The following is an 18,877-nucleotide window of genomic DNA, read 5'->3' on the forward strand; positions in this document are numbered from 1 at the left end:
TCCAAGGCGATCCTTATGATCATCTTGGATTTTTTAAATTAAAGACCAAATATTTCTGCGCCTAGTTTTGTCTCAGCTGGGTCTTTGCCTTCAAAGACTATAGCTTTGACATCCATTTGGTATTTTATATCTCCCCAAAGGATGCCGCCTACAAACTTATCTCCATTTTTAAAGAGTTTGTAGATTTTTCCGTCTTTTTCGATTTTTTCTTCTTCAATACCTTCGCCAGAATTCATTCCTGCAGAAAATAGCTTGATATCACCAATCATTAGAGTTGAGAATGGTTTTGGTTTTTCATAAGTTCTATGTTCTCCAGTCATGTTGGCACCGGCAATCTTGCCCATTTCCATGCTGGCTGTCCAAAGTCCGATTGTGAAATTATCTATTTGAGCCACATCTCCTGCAGCGTAGATGTCATAGCCTTCTACTTTTAGGTCTTCTCCTACTAGGATGCCCCTGTCTGTGGCTAGATCTGAGTTTTGGGCGATTTCTATATTAGATCTTACACCTGCTTGGATCATGATGGCATCAGCTTTGATTTCTGAATCATCTGATAGCTTTACTCCAACAACGTGGCCATCTTCGATTAGGATTTCCTTGGTATTTTTGCCTGTTAGGGTTTCAATTCCCATCTCATTTAGGGCCTTTTCTAATTTGCCTGAAAGGTCTCTGTCAAGCTGTCTAGCTAGTAGGTAATCAAAGGCTTCTATTACAAGGATATCAAGGCCAAGCTTGTGAGCTGAATCAGCAGCTTCTAGTCCTAGGATTCCACCGCCGATTATAACTAATTTTTTCTTATCCTTAACATAATTTTTAAATTCTACTAGGTCTTCTGAGCTTCTTATTGCAAAAACACCTTGGCTGTCAGCGTTTTTGATAGGTGGGATAAAGGCATGAGCTCCTGTTGCAATTAGGACCTTGCCATATTCTATCTCTTCTCCATCTTCAAGGTAGGCAAGCTTCTTGTCCTTATCTATTTTTACAACCTTTGTGTTAAATCTTTCCTCAATGTGTCTGTCATTATACCAAGGGTCTTTCTTGACAAGGATTTCATCATCGTTAAAGTCTTTGGCAATTAGCTCTGATAGTCTAGTTCTCCAATAGGTATGACCTTTTTCATCAGATACTATGAGTATAGTCGCTGTATCTTCGTGTTTTCTAATTTCTTCTGCAGCTGATAAACCAGCTATACCATTTCCTATAATTAAATAATCGTACATTTACTATCCTTTCATATTTTGCTTATCTCTTATAATTATATCACTTTGATAAGATTATAACAACGATAAGAAGCTTTTATGGTATAATATTTCTATGAGAAGAGCAGAAATTAAAGATATAAACAAAATTGAATACATAATAGAAAATGCTAAAAAAGCCCTAAAGGAAGATGGTATAGACCAATGGCAGATTGGGTCTATGGATAGGGATTTTCTTTGTAATCAAATTATTAAAGGCAAGTCTTATGTCTACGAAGATAAGGGGGAGGTTAAGGCCTATGCATACCTTTCTGATGATAAGGAATCACCTTATAAAGACCTTGACCAGGATTTTAATGGGGAAAATTACATTACCATTCACACCTTTGCAGTGGATATTGAATCTAGGGAAAAGGGACTTGGGTCAAGATTTATGATGGAGATACTAAAGTATGGAATTTATTTAAATCTTGATAGCCTAAGGATAGATACCCACCATGATAATTTTAGGATGAGGTCTTTGTTAAATAAATATGGCTTTAAAAAAATTGGGAAAATTTTAATTGATGAAGAAGGTAAGAAAAAGCCAAGAATAGCCTATGAGTTAAAGTTATGATTAATGAAAAGCAAGATATAATTATAAATAAGGCAAGGACTCCTGCTGCAGTAATCGCTGGCCCTGGCACTGGTAAAACCTTTACCATAGTCAAAAAAGTCGTAAGCCTTATAAAAAACGAGGGCTATCAGGCAAATAGGATTCTAATTACTACCTTCACCAAAAAGGCTGCCAAGGAGCTTTCTACCAGGATAATTTCTGAATTTAAAAACGAAGGAATAAGAGCCGAGCTTAAGGATATGATGATAGGAAATTTCCACTCCTTGGCTCTTGATTTTATGGAAAAATACCCAGTCCTTGATGAGAATTTCCTAGATAAGACCATCATAGATACGGTGATGGAGACCTATATAATTGAAAAAAATCTGTACCTTTACAAAAAAATCCCAGACTATGATATTTTTATAGACTACAACGACGTCTTTGTCATAAAAAATATCTACGAAGAAATAACAAACAAACTCTACGATCCCCTAAAACTTTTGGCAAGCGAAGACCCAAAAGAAGCCTTTGCTGGCAAAATTTTCCTTACTCATGAAAAAATATTAACAGACAGAAATCTAGTCAATTTCCAGATGATTTTAAGGGATTTTTATAGGCTCTTAGATGACCCAGTAAGGGGAGAAGAAATCAGGTCTGACATTGACTTTGTCATAGTCGATGAATACCAAGACACCAACCACATCCAGCAGGAGATTGCCTTTAAGCTAGTCAGGGATAAGGAAATCATGGTCTTTGGCGACGATGACCAGTCCCTATATGCCTTTAGGGGAGCAGATCCAAAAAACTTAACCAATTTTAGCGACAATTTCTTTAAGGCCAAGGGCTATAGGGCAAATATTTATAGGCTTGATATCAATTACAGATCTAACCAACACATCCTAGATGGAGCGAGTGCTTGGCTTAAAAGCTTGGGTGCTAAGGATATAATAGATAAAAATCTCAGGGCCAAGGCTAAGGAATCTAATCCAAATACAATAGTTAGGGCCAGGGCCTATGAATATGGCAATTTATTAAAGGTGGTAAAAATTTTATCCACCTATATAAATCTTGGCCAAATCGCCTTCTTATTCCCATCCTTGGGAAATGATTATGTAAACAATCTCCAAGCTTTTTTTGAAGCAAATGGCCTAAGGGTATTAAATAAGAAATCTGCTAAATATTTTGAAAGAAGCGAGATAAGGGCCCTTGTCTTTATTCTAATGAAGCTAGTAGGTATTAGTCCATATTACGAAGACCCGGCCAATGCTTATGGCAGGGATGCCAAGGCAAAAATTGCCTATATGAATTATCTTTTTGACCTTAATAACGATTTGTCTATAGCCCAAAACAAAGAAATCATGGACTTTATAACTTCTAAAAATGGAGCTGATATACCTGTCACAAATCTTCTCTACCAAGCTTTAGGCCTTGATTATTTTAGAGCCTTTCTTATAAAAGATGAAAAGGAAATGGAAGCCTTAAGGGAGATTACAAATATTTCTGCCTTCATAGAAGCAGCAAGGGATTTTGATGAAATTTATGGAAGTGATAGGGGTGAAGATTATTACCAGGAATTTGTAGAAGCTTATATTTTCCACCTATACTCATCAAAGGCCATTGAAGAATTAAAAGACCTCGAAAGTCACAAGGATGCGGTAAATTTCATGACCATCCACCAGGCCAAGGGCCTTGAGTTTGATACAGTTTTTATATCAGGTCTTTATGATAAGCCAAGGGCAAATACCAATGATTTCCTAGCAAAGAGAGATCCAAAGGACTTTACTTTCGTAAAAGACTTTTATAGGAAATACTATACAGGCTTTACCAGGGCCAAAAACCTCCTGGTTTTGCTTGATAATAATAAAGATGTAAGGCTTGCAAATTTTGCAAAAAAATATCCTCCAAGCTCGATTTTAAAGACAATTGATTTTAAAAGAACCGAAGAAGAGAAGGAAAAGAAGACCCTAGCCTACACAACAGATATAGAAGTTTATAAATCTTGTCCTTTATCCTACAGATTTATCAGAAAATTTGATTTTAAAGCCCTAAAGACAGAAGCCCTCTCCTTTGGTACCAATACCCATAAGCTTGCCGAATACATGGCCTTAAGGCCAGAAGATAAGGAAAAATTAGAAGCCTTTCTTAAGGAAAATCCAAAATATAAGGAGCCTTTGGACAATTTTTCCAAAAGAGACTTTGAAATAGATTCTGTGGAAGCAAATTACAAGCTAGATAGAAACTTTTACATCCTCCAGGGAAAGGTGGATATAGGCCTAAAAGACGGGTCAATTTTGGATATAAAAACAGGTTCCTATAAGGAAGATTTTATCGAATCCTACAAAAATCAGCTCATGACCTACAGGCACTTAGTCAAGGCTACAGGTAGGGATGTGAACAAGATGTATCTTTATTTTATAGAAGAAGATAGGCTCATAGAAGTAGCCCCAACAGATTTTGATATAAATAAGATTGACAAGATTGCAAAATTAATCGATGAAAACCTCACCCTAAGAAGGACCGAAGATAAGAACAAGTGCAAATTCTGCCAGATGAAGTATTTTTGTAAAAGAGATTGATAAAAGTCTACTATGTAATACAATATAGCTAGGTGATAAAATGATAGATTCGCAAATGTTAAAGGGATTGATCGATGGGATAATCCTGCACATAATCAAAAACAAGGAAACCTATGGCTATGAAATAATTGAAGAACTCAAGCTAAATGGTTTTTACAATATGACAGAAGGAACTGTCTACCCAATATTGACTAGGCTTATCAAAAAAGGCCTAATCTTAGGCACCTACAGGAAATCAGACATAGGTCCTAAGAGAAAATATTACTATATAACAGATCAGGGTAGGGACTATCTTGAGGATTTTTACAAATCATATGATAGTCTAAGCCAGGCCATGGCAAATATCCTAGAAAAGGGGAGAAAATGAGAGTCGACAAGATGATAGGCAATACCGGCCTTGATACCAGGAAAAATATAAAAAGAAATGCAAAAAAAGGAGCCCTAGTTATAAATGGAGAGACTGTGAAGGATTCATCAACAAAGGTAGACCCTTATGTAGATGAAGTCTACTATATGGGCCATTTCGTGGAATATATAGAAAACATCCATCTAATGATGAATAAGCCAGCAGGGGTTTTATCAGCTACAAAAGATGAGGATCAAACCGTAATTGACCTTTTGGATGATTTTTACCTAGATTATGACCTATCAATAGCAGGTAGGCTAGATAAGGATACAACTGGTCTTTTAATTCTATCGACAGATGGTAAACTTATTCATAAGATAACAAGTCCAAATTCAAATATAACAAAGACCTATGAGGCCATCACAAGAGATCCAATTGATAAAAGCTTCATTGAGGAATTTAAAAATGGAGTCTATATAAAAGAAGACGATTACACAGCAAGGCCAGCTGACCTTGAAATTCTAGAGCCAAACAAGGCCCTTGTTAAGGTGACAGAAGGCAAGTTTCACCTTGTTAAGAGGCTTTTTTCAAATCTAGGAAATGAAGTTACCAGCTTAAAAAGAATAGCTATAGGAGATTTAAAGCTTGACCCATATTTAGATGAGGGTGACTATAGAGACCTAACTGAATCAGAGTTAGAGCTTTTTTCTTAGCTAAGATAATTTTATGAAAACACTTGCAAAAAATTAGTAAATGTGATAATATATTAATATGTTATAATAGATGAGAGAAACGAGCTTGATTAAGATTAGGCTCGTTTTGTGTGTTTTGAGGAGAGATATGCTAGATATAAGAGAAGAATTATATGAAAATCCAATAATAATGGCTATCAAGGATGGTAAAGACTTAAGAGAGAGTCTTAAGGAAGAGTATTCAGATAATAAATTAGTTTTTGTATTATATGGCAACATAGAAAGTCTTCCAACCATAGTCAAGAAATTAAAGTCTAAGAATAAGATAGTCTTTGTTCACGAAGGCCTAATAGAAGGATTGTCATCATCTCGCTATTCACCTAGTTTTATCAAAAAATACACAGAAGCTGACGGAATAATTACAACAAGGGCACAAAATGCCTATGAAGCTAGGAAGATTGGCCTTAAGTCTGTCTTAAGATTTTTTCTCTTGGATAGCTTATCTTATGAAAGTGTCAAGGATACAATCAAAAACACCTCTGCTGATCTTCTAGAAATTTTGCCAGGTATAATGCCTAAAATCATCGAAGAAATTACAGGCTGGAGCCAGGTGCCACTTATTGGTGGAGGGCTCATTAGAGATAAGGAAGATGCTATGGCAGCCTTAAAGGCAGGGGCTATTGGAGTATCATCATCAAATACTAAAATTTGGAAAATGTAAGGATTGGTTATGACAAAATATATTATGGCATTAGATGCCGGAACAACAAGCAACAGGGCGATAATTTTTAATAAAAAGGGCGAGATAATGTCTGTCGCCCAAAAAGAATTTACACAATTTTTCCCACATCCAGGCTGGGTAGAGCACGATGCTACAGAAATATGGTCCACTCAAATAGGTGTATGCACTGAGGCTATGGCAAAACTTGGAATTGAGGCGAAAGATATTGAGGCCATTGGAATTACAAACCAAAGAGAAACAACCATAGTTTGGGAAAAGGACACTGGAAAACCTGTTTATAATGCAATCGTTTGGCAATGTAGAAGAACCGCAGACATGGCTGATAAGCTGGTTGAAGATGGCTACAGGGGCATGATTCAAGAAAAAACAGGCCTTGTTGTAGACCCATATTTCTCAGCTACAAAGATTAGATGGATTCTTGATCACATAGAAAACGGCCAAGAAAGAGCTGAAAATGGAGAATTACTCTTTGGTACTGTAGATACTTGGCTAGTTTATAACCTAACTCGTGGCAAAGTACACGTTACAGATTATTCAAATGCTTCAAGAACAATGATCTTCAACATCCACACCCTAGAATGGGATGATGAACTTCTATCTATGCTTAATATTCCAAAATGCATGCTCCCAGAAGTCAAACCATCTTCTTATGTATATGGTACAACCTTCCCAGGCTACTTTGATGGCGAAATCAAGATAGCAGGTATAGCAGGTGACCAGCAAGCAGCCTTATTTGGTCAAACATGTTTTGAAAAGGGAGATGCTAAAAATACCTATGGTACAGGTGCCTTCCTACTAATGAATACTGGAGATGAAGCTGTAAAATCAGACAACGGCCTTGTAACAACAATTGCATGGGGTCTTGAAGAAGGCAAGGTAGACTATGCTCTTGAAGGGTCAATCTTTGTTGCAGGCTCTGCCATCCAGTGGCTAAGGGATCAACTAAGGATAGTTGATGCAGCTGATGATACAGAATATATGGCCACAAAAGTAGATGATACAAATGGTTGCTATGTAGTGCCTGCCTTTACAGGACTTGGTGCTCCATATTGGGATCCTTATGCAAGGGGCACAATAATTGGCCTAAGTCGTGGCACAAACAAATACCACATAGTAAGGGCGACCCTAGAATCTCTAGCCTATCTTACAAATGATGTCTTAGAGGCTATGCAAAGAGATGCAGGCCAGGCCCTCCACGAACTAAAGGTAGATGGTGGTGCAAGTGCTAACAATTTCCTTATGCAATTTCAAGCAGACATGATCCAATCAAAGGTAGAAAGACCAAAAACACTTGAAACAACAGCCCTAGGAGCATCTTACCTAGCAGGTCTTGCTACAGGGTTCTATAAGGATAAGGATGAAATCAGAGAATTTAGGCTTGTAGATAAGGAATTTCAACCACAAATCTCCAAGGAAGAAAGAGATAAGAAGGATAGAAATTGGCAAAGAGCCATCGGCAGGTCATTTGACTGGGCTAAGCACTATGAAGAATAAATTTGATTGAAAATCAAAATTGTGATATAATCAAAGTAAGTTAATAAAACAGAGATAAGCGAGTAAAAGTATAGCTACTTTTGCTTGCTTTTTTTTATAGGATTTTTAAGGAGCAAAGATGTTTGATGTAATAATTATAGGTGGTGGAGTTGTTGGAGCGTCAGTAGCAGCCCACCTATCAAAGAAAAAAGGTAAATTTTTATTACTAGAAAAAAATGAAGACGTATGTACAGAAACAACTAAGGCCAATTCAGGCATCTGCCATGGCGGCTATGATGCAGAACCAGGCAGCCTAAAGGCAAAATTCAATATTTTAGGAAATCAAATGATGGATGAAGAAAGCAAGCTTTTTGTCTTCCCATATAAAAAAATTGGAAGTCTAGTTTTATGCCACGATGAAAAGGACTTAGACAAGCTAGAAGCCCTCTACCAACAAGGTTTAGAAAATGGTGTAAAGGGCATGAAAATCCTAAATAGGGATCAGACCCTAGAGCTTGAGAAAAACATCACTGAAGATGTGGCAGCTTCCCTATATTGTGAAGAAGCAGGCATCCTAGATCCGTTTTTAATGAACATAGCCTATGCAGAAGTATCAAATATAAATGGGGTAGATTATAAATTCAACACAAAGGTAGAAAAAATCGAGAAAGCCCAAGACTACTGGATTCTACACACCAACAAGGGTGATTTTGAAACAAAGGCTGTAATTAACTGTGCAGGCCTCTATTCGGATGAAATACATAACCAAATTTCTGATACAAAATACGAGATCAAGGCCAGACGAGGTGAATATCTTCTTCTAGATAAGGAAACATCAGGTTTTGTAAAGCATGTAATGTTTAACCTTCCAACAGAAAAAGGTAAGGGAATCCTTGTTACACCAACAATTGATAACAACACCCTTGTAGGACCTACATCAGACTTTGTAGATGATAAAAACGACAGGAGATCTACAAGAGAGAGACTTGAGGAAGTTATAGAAAAATCAAATCATACAGTAAAGGATGTACCAGTAAGAATGGTAATCACATCCTTCTCAGGTAACAGAGCTCATGAAGTAGGCGGTGACTTTATAATTGGGGAAAGTGAAGAAGGCTTCTTTGACTGCGTGGGTATAGAATCTCCAGGCCTAACTTCATCTCCAGCCATAGGCAAATACATGGCAGACCTTGTAGGAGATAAATGCGGATTTGCAGAAAATAAAGACTTTACCTATGACAGAAAACCAATACCAAAGACATGTGAGATGAGCCTTGAAGAACACTCAGACCTAATTAAGAAAAACAAATTATACGGCAAGATCATCTGCAGGTGTGAATCTGTAACAGAAGGTGAAATAGTAGATGCAATCAATAGGCCTCTAGGTGCTAGGACTGTGGATGGCATCAAAAGACGTGTAAGAGCAAGTGCTGGTAGGTGCCAAGGAGGATTTTGCCTTCCACATCTAATGGAAATCTTAGCCCGCGAACTAGGCGAGGATATGTCAGATGTAGTTAAAAACTCAAAAGAATCTTACTATGTAGACGGAAGAGTAAAGTAGGTGACTTATATGAAAAATTATGATTTAGTAGTAGTAGGCGGAGGACCTGCAGGCCTTGCAGCAGCAGCCAAGGCCTATGATTGTGGTATAGAAAAGATCTTAATTGTAGAAAGAGATAATAGGCTTGGTGGAATCCTTAACCAATGTATCCACAATGGTTTCGGCCTTCATAGGTTTAAAGAAGAATTAACAGGTCCAGAATATGCTGGAAGATTTGAAGATGAAGTGGCAGGGCGTGATATAGATGTAATGCTAAATACAATCGTAATGGACTTTAGCCATGATAAAACCCTAACCCTAATGAATGAAGAAAATGGCATGTTTCAAATAAGGCCAAAGGCAGTAATCCTAGCCATGGGTTGTAGGGAAAGACCAAGAGGAGCCCTAAACATACCAGGATCCCGTCCAGCAGGGGTATATTCAGCAGGTACAGCTCAAAAATTAGTAAACCTAGATGGCTTCATGCCAGGCAAAAAAGTGGTAATCCTAGGATCAGGCGATATAGGCCTAATTATGGCCAGACGTATGACCCTAGAAGGAGCAAAAGTCCAGTGTGTGGCAGAAATCATGCCATATTCAGGCGGACTTAAGAGAAATATTGTCCAATGTCTAGATGACTTTGATATTCCCCTATATTTTTCAACAACAATATCAGATATAGTGGGAACTGACAGGGTGGAAGGAGTTTACCTATCACAGGTAGATGACCATATGAAAGTAATTCCAGGCACTGAAAAATATGTAGAATGCGATGCCATCTTACTTTCAGTAGGCCTAATACCAGAAAATGAACTAAGTAGGGATGCAGAAATCAAAATGGACCCAAGGACAAAAGGCGCAGAAGTATCCGACAGGATGATGACATCAATAGATGGAGTCTTTGCAGCAGGAAACGTCCTCCACGTCCACGATCTAGTAGATTATGTAACAGAAGAAAGTGAACTAGCTGGAGAAAACGCAGCAGCCTACATAAAAGATGAATTTAAAGGAGAAGGTGAAAAGAAAATTCACCTTAGGCCAGGCAATGGAGTAACTTATACAGTGCCTCAATATATAGCTCCAAGCTCAATGAGAGATGAAGTAGTAATTAGATTTAGGGTAAATAACATCTACCAAAAATCACGCCTAGTACTCGAAGTAGACGGAAAAGAAGTAGCCCAAAAGAGAAAACTAGTATTTGCCCCAGGTGAGATGGAAAATCTAGTCATAAAGAAAAGTGATTTAGATAAAAACAGCGAAAAAATCGAAGTAAGATTGGAGAGCTTATGATCAAAGAATTAACCTGCATAAATTGTCCTCTAGGCTGCACAATCAGCGTCACAGTAGAAGATGGACAAATCACAAAGGTCACAGGCAATACTTGCAAGAGAGGCGAAGTATATGCCAGAAATGAACTAACAAACCCAGTAAGAACAGTAACTTCTACAGCAAGGGTAGACGGAGCAAAAGAATACCTTGTATCAGTCAAAACTGAAGAAGGTGTTCCAAAAGCAAAAATCATGGAAGTAATGAAAGAAATAAACAAGGCCCACATAAAAGCCCCTGTAGCCATAGGCGATACAGTCATAGAAGACGTAGCAGGCACAGGTATAAGAGTAGTCGCAACCTCAAAAGCTAGTTAATATTTAAACAATTTAGTTTTTCAAAAAATAACTTTAATAAAGATTGAAATTTCAATAAAAAAATACCGACAAAATTTCTTGCCGGTATTTTTTTATTTGGATATCTCTTTTATAAATTTGTTTATATCAGCCTTGTTGACTCTTGTAATCCCAGAATGTTCTGAGTCAAAGCGGTCAGATTCTATTTTTTTGCCCTCTTCATCTTCCATGACTTCAATTACTCTAGATCTGCAAAATGATCCTTGGCAAAAGCCCATGCCGGCCCTGGTTCTTCTTTTGATTGAATCAAAGCTATTGCAAGGGATGCCTCGGTTCATAGCATCTCTTATTGTCCCTTCACTTACCTGTTCGCACCTGCAGACAAGCCTTTCTGGATTTCCTAGAGGAAGGTCTACTTTTTTTATGACTTTGTTAAAGTCCTCTAGTTCTTTATACTCAATAATCGCCTTCCTGTGAGGGTTAAAATCAGGGTCTTTTTCAAAGCTAAGTCCTAAATCTCTTAGGATATTTTCAATAATTCTTGCCACAGCAGGGGAGGCGGTGATGCCTGGAGATTGGATGCCAACTGCATTTATGAAGCCGCTTGTCTTAGTATTTTCGATTATGAAGTCCCCTGTAGATGAGGCTGGTCTTAGGCCTGTAAAGGACCTGATAAATTCTTTTAGGTTGATTACATCATCTTTTACAGATTTTTGAGCTAGTTTATAAATTTCAGCTAGCCTTTCTATGTGGGTGCTTTTATCTATTTCTTCTTCATCTATAGCATCTGGGCCTAGGAGAAGGTTGTTGTGGTAGGTCCTTGTAACAAGGATTCCCTTGGATTTTGGGCTTGGGGTTTGGAAAAGGACTTGCTTTATCCTAGAACCAGTGCCTTTTTGCATGATTAGGTATTCGCCAGATCTTGGATGGATGGTAAAGTCTGTTTCTGTAATCATCTTTGAGATTCTAGCCCCCTCAAGACCTGAGGCATTTATTACAAATCGTCCTTCAAATGACTTGCCAGTTTCAGTCCTTACAGTGAAAATGTCCTCATCCTTGCTAATATCTGATACTCTTTCTTCAAGCCTAAGCTGAACACCGTTTGAAATGGCGTTTTCCATGAGGGCTATCACATATTCGTAAGGTGAGCAAATGCCAGCACCCTTGCAATATAGGGCGGACCTAGCATTTTCTGACACATTTGGCTCGATTTCGCGAAGTTTTTTCTGATTAATAATTTCTATATCATCTAGGCCATTTTCAAGGCCTATAGCCATAAGCCTTTCAAGTTCCTTTTCATCTTCCTCATCAAATGCAAGGACGAGGGATCCATTTTTCAAAAATCCGAAATTTAATTCTTCATCAAGCTTCTTAAATTCTTTCCTGCCCTCATAGCAGATACGGCCCCTAAGCTCATGATGGGGCTCGGCATAGCCTCCATGAATTATGGCGGAATTGGCCTTTGAAGCGCCCATAGATACATCATTTTCCTTTTCTAGGACTAATACATCAAGCTTGTAGGCAGATAGCCTTCTAGCAATACTAGCTCCTGTGACACCTGCTCCTATAATTATAACATCATACATAAAAAATCCTTTCTAAAAGGGACAATATTTATTGTCCCTTTTACCTTGTTAGTTTATTTTATACTTGGAAATAAATGGTTGTATTTGCAACGGTCATTAGGGTTAGCAAGATCGCATTTATGAAGGATGGTAGATAAATATTTTTATTTTTATTATATAGATATTTAGTATTTATAAATGCAATGACTAGTGATGGAACTAATGCCACTAACAAGATGCCAGATAGGGCATCATTTGGATATAAGGCTACTCCTGTTGTAAAAAGTTTAGCATATTGAAGAACTAACCAAAGTAGAATTCCACCCATGTTAATAATACATGCATAGAAGTAAGATCTAAGCCCTGTTTTATTATTTGAGTTTATTATTGAACCTGCACCTGCTACTAAGTAGTAGATAAAGAATAGTGGCATATACTTAAGTGCAGATATTAAATGACTTGTTTCAAATGTTTTGAATGCTAATGACCAGATTCTAAAGTCTACTAATAAGGTTGCATCGATTATGAATAAAATTATATAAGAAACTAATGAGACAATTATAGCTATTATCAGAGATAGGAAAATTGTTCCTGGATTTCCTTTAAGTCCATATTCATATAGACCTACTCCTTTTTCATAATCTTTTCTTAAGAGGTATGAGTAAACATTAATTAGAATGCTTAACATTGCACAAATTAAGGCCCAAGTTACTATTCTATTGACTGTTGGTCCCTGAAAGACTGGTGAATCTTTAAAGACGTTAAATTTACTTAGAATAAATAAAACAATACTTGCACATAGACTTAAATAAGAACCTTTGCTCCAATAAATGTTTTTATATTCTTTGTTTAGAACTAGACCGATTACTGCTAATACAAACATAATTATTGAAATGAAGTTTATGCTCAACATTCCACTTGAGAATAATTTTCCTTCATAGACAGTTGAATATATTAAAGCTGGAAGTACTAGTCCAAATGCAAAGATAAGTTTGCTAGAGAATTTAGTCTCTAGACTTGTGTTTTCGATTGAAAGAGGAATACTAGCATCAGTTTTAATTTTTTTGAAAATTTTGAGATCTGATAAGAATCCTGCGAAGGCAATAAAGAAAATTGTAAAGCCAACAAGACCGATAAATTCAGAAGCCTCTTTGTACATCCAAGTTTGATTGTCGCTGCTTATTTCCTTTATTTTTTCTGATTTAAAACCATCGAAAGCTACATCATAGAAATCAATCATATCTTTAGTTGTTGCTTTAGAAAAGTGATTCCAAGGGTGTGTTTGATAAGGCTGATAAATTATTCTTTTTCCTTCAGATTTTACATCGTACCAGGTATCGCTCTTTGGATTTTCATTTTCTAGTATAGACTTTCCTTCATCAGTTTTAACATAGTCTTTTTTCACAACGCTGCCAGGTTGCCCTTCTTGGTTGAAGAAAAACTCATCAAATTGACCAGCGATTTTTCCTATGAACCTATCATCCATGGAATCTAATATCGCTTGATCTTCGATTCCAAGTATTTTTTGCCAAGTGTGGTCTGACCCAGCTGATAGTTGGGCGTATATTTTTTTAATACCAGTTTTCTTGAAATCTTCTTGGTCATACATAACAGCATTTGTTGTTGAAAAACCACCCATTGAGTGACCGCTTACTGCGATAACTCCGTTCTTATCCTTATCTTTTAGTACATAGTCTTGGTCATACATGTATTGAACTGCATCGTAAATCGATGTTGGCCAAAAAGACATGAACGAACCGGTGTTTTCGCTATTGCTCTTAGAATGTCCGTGGTCGTATTGGTCAAGAGCTAAGACAACATAACCACGTCTGGACATTTCAATAGCTGGTGCATCTTGCATTTCAGCTGAGTTTAAATATCCATGAGTAGTAACAAGTGTTGGCCTTGGATTTGTCTCATCGGCATCCTTAGGCTTATATAATAGACCTGATAATACCCCTTTTTCTGTATCGAAAGATATCCTTTTCACATCTACACTATGCCCTGAAGTATTAAAATAATTGGCTGATAGTGATCCTACAATAATCATAATTAAACTAATGACTATAGTGATTAGTAGTTTCCTACGGATTTTCATAAATAACTCCTTTGCTATAAAATATTTAGGATCATAGACAAAAAGAGAGCGATAAAAAATAAATCGCTCTCTTCTTCAAATTCTATGTAAACCTTTTCTATATTATATCATACAAAAATAATAAATTCAAGATGGGTATAAATCTAATTTCTTATGTATTTATCATCATTTGATCCTTTTATTTCTTGGCATTTGTGGACTTCCATTTTGACATCGTATTTTTCTCTTAATTTCATTATTTCGCCCATCATTGGTGATTGGTGGTGGATATCTAGGGCTTCTTGGTTTTTCCAGATGTCTAGAAGAAGAATCTCATCATCTTTTTCAAGGCTTTGATAGTATTCGTATTTTATATTTCCTTTTTGTGCCCTAATTCTATCTACTATTCCTTTTTCTGTCATTTCCTTGGCGAATTTCTTGCTGTCCTTGCCCTTATATAAAATATTAATCGTTAATGTCATAGTTTCCTCCTAGTAAATTTTTACCCAAATTTGAGTTATCAAATATTTTTTACATTTAAAAGGCTTTTTAATAGCTAATTTGGTTTATATTTTAACTTTTAAAAGTATATTATATGTAGGAAAATAGGAGAAATGATATGAAATGTGACCACTGTGGTGCAAATATTGAAGATGATAGCTTATTTTGTCCTGTTTGCGGCAATAAGCTAGAAAAAGAAGACAAGTCTGGTGCTGACTCGTCTAAAGAGAAAGTTAAAAAATCTAATATATTTGCAGAAAAGTTTAAAAAAATTAAAGATATGGCTAATCCTAAGCCAAAGCTTGAGGAGAAAGCTCCTAAAGCTTCGAATTTAAATGATAAGGGTCCTAGGAAGGATGAGCCTTTAAAAGCTAATAAGGCAGAAGCAAGCCCTCAAAAAGAGCCTATAAATAGGATGGATAAGTCAAGCAGAAGGTTTGAAAACTTGGGAGAGTCTAAGCAAAAAGCCAACCAAAGATCCCTTATTGAAGAAATCCAAGAAAAGGTATCTTTTAATAATGAAGCAAAAAAAGATGATTCACACCTTTATATTGACGAAAATAATAATATGGCCAAACAAGGTCTTGAGGAAAAGCTTGATAGGCTAATAGGTGATGAATCTGTTAAGCTATCAAATATAACTGTTTCTGCCGGTATAAGAAGGATTCAAGATAGAAATAGGAAGTTTGATAGGGAAAAATCTCTTGGAGACTTAAAGGATAGGACTGCAGGGGCCAGACCTCTTAAGGAAAAAAGTATTGTTCCTGTTGAAGAGATAAGTGATGGAGACCATAAAGCTGATGAAATTAAAAAAGATTCAGAATCTTTTAATCCAAAGAAATATTTCACAAATAGGAATATTATCTTAGTTGTAATAGCCTTATTGGTCGCACTTTTGGTAAGCCTTTTGTATATGAAGCTCCATAAGGTAGAAGATGTTGTCTTAAACCTAAGTGACTATATTACAATTTCCTATGAGGGTGAAGACGGCCAGGCTATACCAAAGGCAGGCATTGATAAAGATAAGCTGATTTCAGATTATCAGGATAAGATCAAATATATCTCAAGGAATAATAATAAGGATTCTTACCCAAGTCCAGCTCATGAATTTGCCGAAGACTTGACCAATAATGTCATCTTCCAATATTCAAAAGATTCTGGCCTATCAAATGGTGATGAGATAACTATTATGGCAAATCTAGATAATATAAAATTATCAGATAAGTACAATGTTCAGATAACATCAGCCTCAAAACCTGTGATAGTCGAAGGAGCAGGTGGAGTGGCAAGCGATGGTCAAAATGAAGATGGTAGTGTCGATCCTTTTGAATTTATAGATGTAAAATTTGAAGGACAAAGCCCGGATATAAGTTTGATAACAAGCTTAAAGGACGGAGCTCCAGAATACATGCACACAGTAGAGATATCTCCATCGAAAACAAGTGGAATCAGCGAAGGGGAAGAAATTGAGATTACACTTAATTATAGTCCAGATCAGATGACAAATAACTATGGTGTAAGTCTGAATCCAACAAAGAAGACCTTCACAGCTAGCCTAAGCAACGAGACAAGTGATGATAGCGACTCAAAATTCATAAAATCTACCAGCAGCCTTGATGAAAATCTCCTGGGAGAATTAAAGAACAAGGCAGGAGAGCTTATAAAACAGACAATCCTCTATAAAAATATAATAAATGTAGATAATGTCGAATACCTAGGCTCAGTTACTGGCTATAGCGATGACAAAAATGCAGAGATTAAAAATAGGGTCTACCTAATTTATGAAGTAAGCACATCAGAAAGACTAGCCGATATTAATTATCAAGGTAACTTCAAATATTACACTTTTGTAGAATTCCAAAACGTAAGCAAAAAAGCTGATGGAGATGGTAAATTCTTTAGCGGAGGACCACTTACAACAGATAACCAAATATTCCATAAATTCTTCGTAGAAAGTGAATATAAGTATTATCAAATTGAATATCAAGGCTTCGGCTTCATTGACAAGGTTCTAGCACATGTGGGAAGTGCTCTAGAAGGCTTAAGTGTCACCCAAGATAATAAGACAGAAATGAACAAGCACTTTGCTACAGGCGATGGAGTCATCGGGGAATATCAAGCTGATAACCAAAGGCTATCCCTAAGAGATGATGGAAGCTTGGTATATCAAATAGATAAGGCAGTTCACACAGGCTCCTACAGCGTAGATGGAAATACAGTATCAGCAAGCATAAAGGGAGTAAATGTTGATACACCAATAACATTAACCTATGATAATGGAAGCCTAAAGGCCGACGAACAAGGAGAATTTAGACAAACAAGCTTCCAAAAAATAGAAAACTTTTAATCTTAAAAGGAAATATGGTCAAGCTGTATTTCCTTTTAAAATGCAAAATAAAAAGAGGGAATAAATGCAAAATAAAGAACTAAAATCAACTTATTATCAAGTCTATCTAGAAAGTTTCCTAGACTCAAATAACGATGGAATCGGGGATATGAATGGTCTAGCAAGTAAAATGTCAATCCTAGGCCAAGTAGGCTTTAACTACGTCTTTGTAAGCGATATTTTCGGCGAAAAAGACGGAAAAACTGACTTTAATCAAATAAATCCAATTTTAGGGGATGATAAAGCTATAGTAAATCTCTATTGGAAGGCAAAGAAAAATAGGATCAAAGTAATCCTAGACTTTGAAAGCAGGGCCTTAATAGATAGTTTTGGCCAAGATGATTTCATAGGTGAATTTGAAAAAATAATAAAAAAATATCATGAATTAGGCATAAGAGGCATAAGGATTTTAGAAACAGATTATCTAAAAGAAATCTACCAAGATAAGTTTGAAGAAATCCTCAAAAATCTAAGGCAAATCTGTCTTGACCAAGAGATCCTATTTGTAGGAGAAATTGCCGATATAGATTTAATAAAAGATGATAATCTCCTAGATATGGTCTACTATTCAAAGGCAAGTGATCTCATAGAAAAAAACTCCTATGGCAAATTTTATAGGCTCTTAGATAGCTTACAAAACAATATAAAGGATAAGGACATCCACTATGGTCTAGACCTTACAAATACATCTCACCCAAGAATAATGGATAAAATCCTAGGAGAGACAGGCGACACCCTAGCCCTATCAAAGGCCCTTGCCATAATGATGATAACAATGGGCATAGTTCCAATCTTCTACCAAGGCGAAGAAATAGAAGCCAAGGCAGAGTATGAGCTAGATATAGAAAAGATAAAAGATTCAGAAATCAAAGAAGCCTATGAAAAATTCATAGAAAGTGGCCTTGACAAAGACCAGGCTCTAGAGAAAATCAAAAGAGAAACAAACTTCTCAAGCAAGCTTGCCATGAGATGGGACCCTACAGCCCTGGGTGGATTTTCAAAGGTGGAAAATTATTATGGAGACATGATAAATCTAGACAATAATTATAAAGACTACCTAAAAGATGCCGATTCCTTTATCTTCTACCTAAACGAATTAATCATGCTGAGAAAAAGAGAATCAGCCTTTGGTCTAGGAGATTACGAAAAAATCTTCCTAGATGATTCAGTATATGTATACAAAAAATCCTACAAAGATACAACTTATCTAATTTTAATAAATCTAACAGATGATTTTTACGAATTAGATGAAAAAATCTCAGAGATGATGGCAGAAGGGGAAGTCATCCTAAATAACAACCAAGACTACGAGCCAGAAATCCTAGACGCCTACCAGGCCCTATTAATAAAATTATAAAATATTCATGAAATTAAAAAACACAAGTCTAAGTGACCTGAACCCCAAAATCCGGAATACGGATGGAGGGGTTTTAGTATGCCAAAATACACAAAAGAATTTAAAATCAAACTAGTAACGGAATATTTATCAGGGGAATCTGGAGGCAGTCCGATGGTTGCTAAAAAATATGATATACCCGAAGGTACATTACAAAACTGGAT

At 36.4% G+C, this 18,877-nt stretch carries 15 protein-coding genes; 11 read left to right on the plus strand and 4 right to left on the minus strand.

Going from position 1 to position 18,877, the window contains the following annotated elements:
* Positions 1-38: 38 nt before the first annotated feature.
* Entirely contained in the window at positions 39-1,220 is a 1,182-nt protein-coding gene (locus NH286_RS07970) for an NAD(P)/FAD-dependent oxidoreductase (protein ID WP_265238102.1), read from the minus strand.
* A 94-nt stretch (positions 1,221-1,314) separates the two neighbouring features.
* On the opposite strand from NH286_RS07970, the gene NH286_RS07975 reads away from it, so the two are divergent.
* The 9 genes from NH286_RS07975 to NH286_RS08015 all read left to right on the plus strand — a co-directional run bounded on the left by NH286_RS07975 (position 1,315) and on the right by NH286_RS08015 (position 10,809).
* Positions 1,315-1,815 (plus strand): GNAT family N-acetyltransferase, encoded by a 501-nt coding sequence (locus tag NH286_RS07975; protein ID WP_265238104.1) that lies wholly within the window; start codon positions 1,315-1,317, stop codon positions 1,813-1,815.
* Complete coding sequence (locus tag NH286_RS07980) at positions 1,812-4,373, plus strand: ATP-dependent DNA helicase (RefSeq protein WP_265238106.1); 2,562 nt, start codon at positions 1,812-1,814, stop codon at positions 4,371-4,373. The genes NH286_RS07975 and NH286_RS07980 overlap by 4 nt, the downstream gene beginning before the upstream one ends.
* A gap of 40 nt (positions 4,374-4,413) precedes the next feature.
* Complete coding sequence (locus NH286_RS07985) at positions 4,414-4,740, plus strand: PadR family transcriptional regulator (RefSeq protein ID WP_199792168.1); 327 nt, start codon at positions 4,414-4,416, stop codon at positions 4,738-4,740.
* On the plus strand, positions 4,737-5,432 hold the full coding sequence (locus NH286_RS07990; protein ID WP_265238108.1) for a pseudouridine synthase: 696 nt from the start codon (positions 4,737-4,739) through the stop codon (positions 5,430-5,432). The genes NH286_RS07985 and NH286_RS07990 overlap by 4 nt, the downstream gene beginning before the upstream one ends.
* Before the next feature lie 127 nt (positions 5,433-5,559).
* A complete protein-coding gene (locus NH286_RS07995; RefSeq protein WP_199792167.1) occupies positions 5,560-6,132 on the plus strand; it encodes a glycerol-3-phosphate responsive antiterminator in 573 nt (190 codons plus the stop codon).
* Between the two features lie 9 nt (positions 6,133-6,141).
* Positions 6,142-7,647, plus strand: coding sequence for a glycerol kinase GlpK (glpK, locus tag NH286_RS08000; protein ID WP_265238111.1), 1,506 nt, complete (start codon positions 6,142-6,144; stop codon positions 7,645-7,647).
* Between the two features lie 118 nt (positions 7,648-7,765).
* Entirely contained in the window at positions 7,766-9,187 is a 1,422-nt protein-coding gene (locus NH286_RS08005) for an NAD(P)/FAD-dependent oxidoreductase (RefSeq protein WP_265238113.1), read from the plus strand.
* Positions 9,188-9,196: 9 nt separating this feature from the next.
* Positions 9,197-10,456 carry an NAD(P)/FAD-dependent oxidoreductase gene (locus NH286_RS08010; RefSeq protein ID WP_265238116.1) on the plus strand — a complete coding sequence of 420 codons (1,260 nt, stop codon included), beginning with the start codon at positions 9,197-9,199 and terminating at the stop codon, positions 10,454-10,456.
* Positions 10,453-10,809: a DUF1667 domain-containing protein gene (locus tag NH286_RS08015; protein ID WP_265238118.1), complete on the plus strand. Its 357-nt coding sequence runs from the start codon at positions 10,453-10,455 to the stop codon at positions 10,807-10,809. Before NH286_RS08010 ends, NH286_RS08015 begins: the two co-directional genes overlap by 4 nt.
* A gap of 92 nt (positions 10,810-10,901) precedes the next feature.
* Here NH286_RS08015 and NH286_RS08020 read toward each other — a convergent pair whose 3' ends face one another.
* The 3 genes from NH286_RS08020 to NH286_RS08030 all read right to left on the minus strand — a co-directional run bounded on the left by NH286_RS08020 (position 10,902) and on the right by NH286_RS08030 (position 14,912).
* The gene (locus tag NH286_RS08020) at positions 10,902-12,374 is read right to left on the minus strand and encodes an NAD(P)/FAD-dependent oxidoreductase (RefSeq protein ID WP_265238120.1); all 1,473 of its coding nucleotides are present in this window, start codon (positions 12,372-12,374) and stop codon (positions 10,902-10,904) included.
* A 58-nt stretch (positions 12,375-12,432) separates the two neighbouring features.
* Positions 12,433-14,451, minus strand: a complete 2,019-nt coding sequence (locus NH286_RS08025) for an alpha/beta hydrolase family protein (RefSeq protein ID WP_265238122.1) — start codon at positions 14,449-14,451, stop codon at positions 12,433-12,435.
* 143 nt (positions 14,452-14,594) lie between these two features.
* Entirely contained in the window at positions 14,595-14,912 is a 318-nt protein-coding gene (locus tag NH286_RS08030) for a putative quinol monooxygenase (RefSeq protein ID WP_265238125.1), read from the minus strand.
* 137 nt (positions 14,913-15,049) lie between these two features.
* Here NH286_RS08030 and NH286_RS08035 point away from each other — a divergent pair, with 137 nt between their 5' ends.
* Both NH286_RS08035 and NH286_RS08040 read left to right on the plus strand, forming a co-directional pair.
* The gene (locus NH286_RS08035; protein WP_265238127.1) at positions 15,050-17,278 is read left to right on the plus strand and encodes a zinc ribbon domain-containing protein; all 2,229 of its coding nucleotides are present in this window, start codon (positions 15,050-15,052) and stop codon (positions 17,276-17,278) included.
* A 64-nt stretch (positions 17,279-17,342) separates the two neighbouring features.
* Positions 17,343-18,674 (plus strand): alpha-amylase family glycosyl hydrolase, encoded by a 1,332-nt coding sequence (locus NH286_RS08040; protein WP_265238129.1) that lies wholly within the window; start codon positions 17,343-17,345, stop codon positions 18,672-18,674.
* Positions 18,675-18,877 lie beyond the last annotated feature (203 nt).

The sequence above is a fragment of the Anaerococcus sp. NML200574 genome, from assembly GCF_026131665.1.
Taxonomy (GTDB): Bacteria; Bacillota; Clostridia; order Tissierellales; family Peptoniphilaceae; genus Anaerococcus; species Anaerococcus kampingae.

Coding starts and splice junctions, on each gene's coding strand:
- NH286_RS08015 (WP_265238118.1), top strand. CDS start 10,453: ATGATCAAAGAATTAACCTGCATAAATTGTCCTCTAGGCTGCACAATC.
- glpK (WP_265238111.1), top strand. CDS start 6,142: ATGACAAAATATATTATGGCATTAGATGCCGGAACAACAAGCAACAGG.
- NH286_RS07970 (WP_265238102.1), bottom strand. CDS start 1,220: ATGTACGATTATTTAATTATAGGAAATGGTATAGCTGGTTTATCAGCT.
- NH286_RS08005 (WP_265238113.1), top strand. CDS start 7,766: ATGTTTGATGTAATAATTATAGGTGGTGGAGTTGTTGGAGCGTCAGTA.
- NH286_RS08025 (WP_265238122.1), bottom strand. CDS start 14,451: ATGAAAATCCGTAGGAAACTACTAATCACTATAGTCATTAGTTTAATT.
- NH286_RS07990 (WP_265238108.1), top strand. CDS start 4,737: ATGAGAGTCGACAAGATGATAGGCAATACCGGCCTTGATACCAGGAAA.
- NH286_RS08030 (WP_265238125.1), bottom strand. CDS start 14,912: ATGACATTAACGATTAATATTTTATATAAGGGCAAGGACAGCAAGAAA.
- NH286_RS08035 (WP_265238127.1), top strand. CDS start 15,050: ATGAAATGTGACCACTGTGGTGCAAATATTGAAGATGATAGCTTATTT.
- NH286_RS08020 (WP_265238120.1), bottom strand. CDS start 12,374: ATGTATGATGTTATAATTATAGGAGCAGGTGTCACAGGAGCTAGTATT.
- NH286_RS07995 (WP_199792167.1), top strand. CDS start 5,560: ATGCTAGATATAAGAGAAGAATTATATGAAAATCCAATAATAATGGCT.
- NH286_RS08010 (WP_265238116.1), top strand. CDS start 9,197: ATGAAAAATTATGATTTAGTAGTAGTAGGCGGAGGACCTGCAGGCCTT.
- NH286_RS07980 (WP_265238106.1), top strand. CDS start 1,812: ATGATTAATGAAAAGCAAGATATAATTATAAATAAGGCAAGGACTCCT.
- NH286_RS07975 (WP_265238104.1), top strand. CDS start 1,315: ATGAGAAGAGCAGAAATTAAAGATATAAACAAAATTGAATACATAATA.
- NH286_RS08040 (WP_265238129.1), top strand. CDS start 17,343: ATGCAAAATAAAGAACTAAAATCAACTTATTATCAAGTCTATCTAGAA.
- NH286_RS07985 (WP_199792168.1), top strand. CDS start 4,414: ATGATAGATTCGCAAATGTTAAAGGGATTGATCGATGGGATAATCCTG.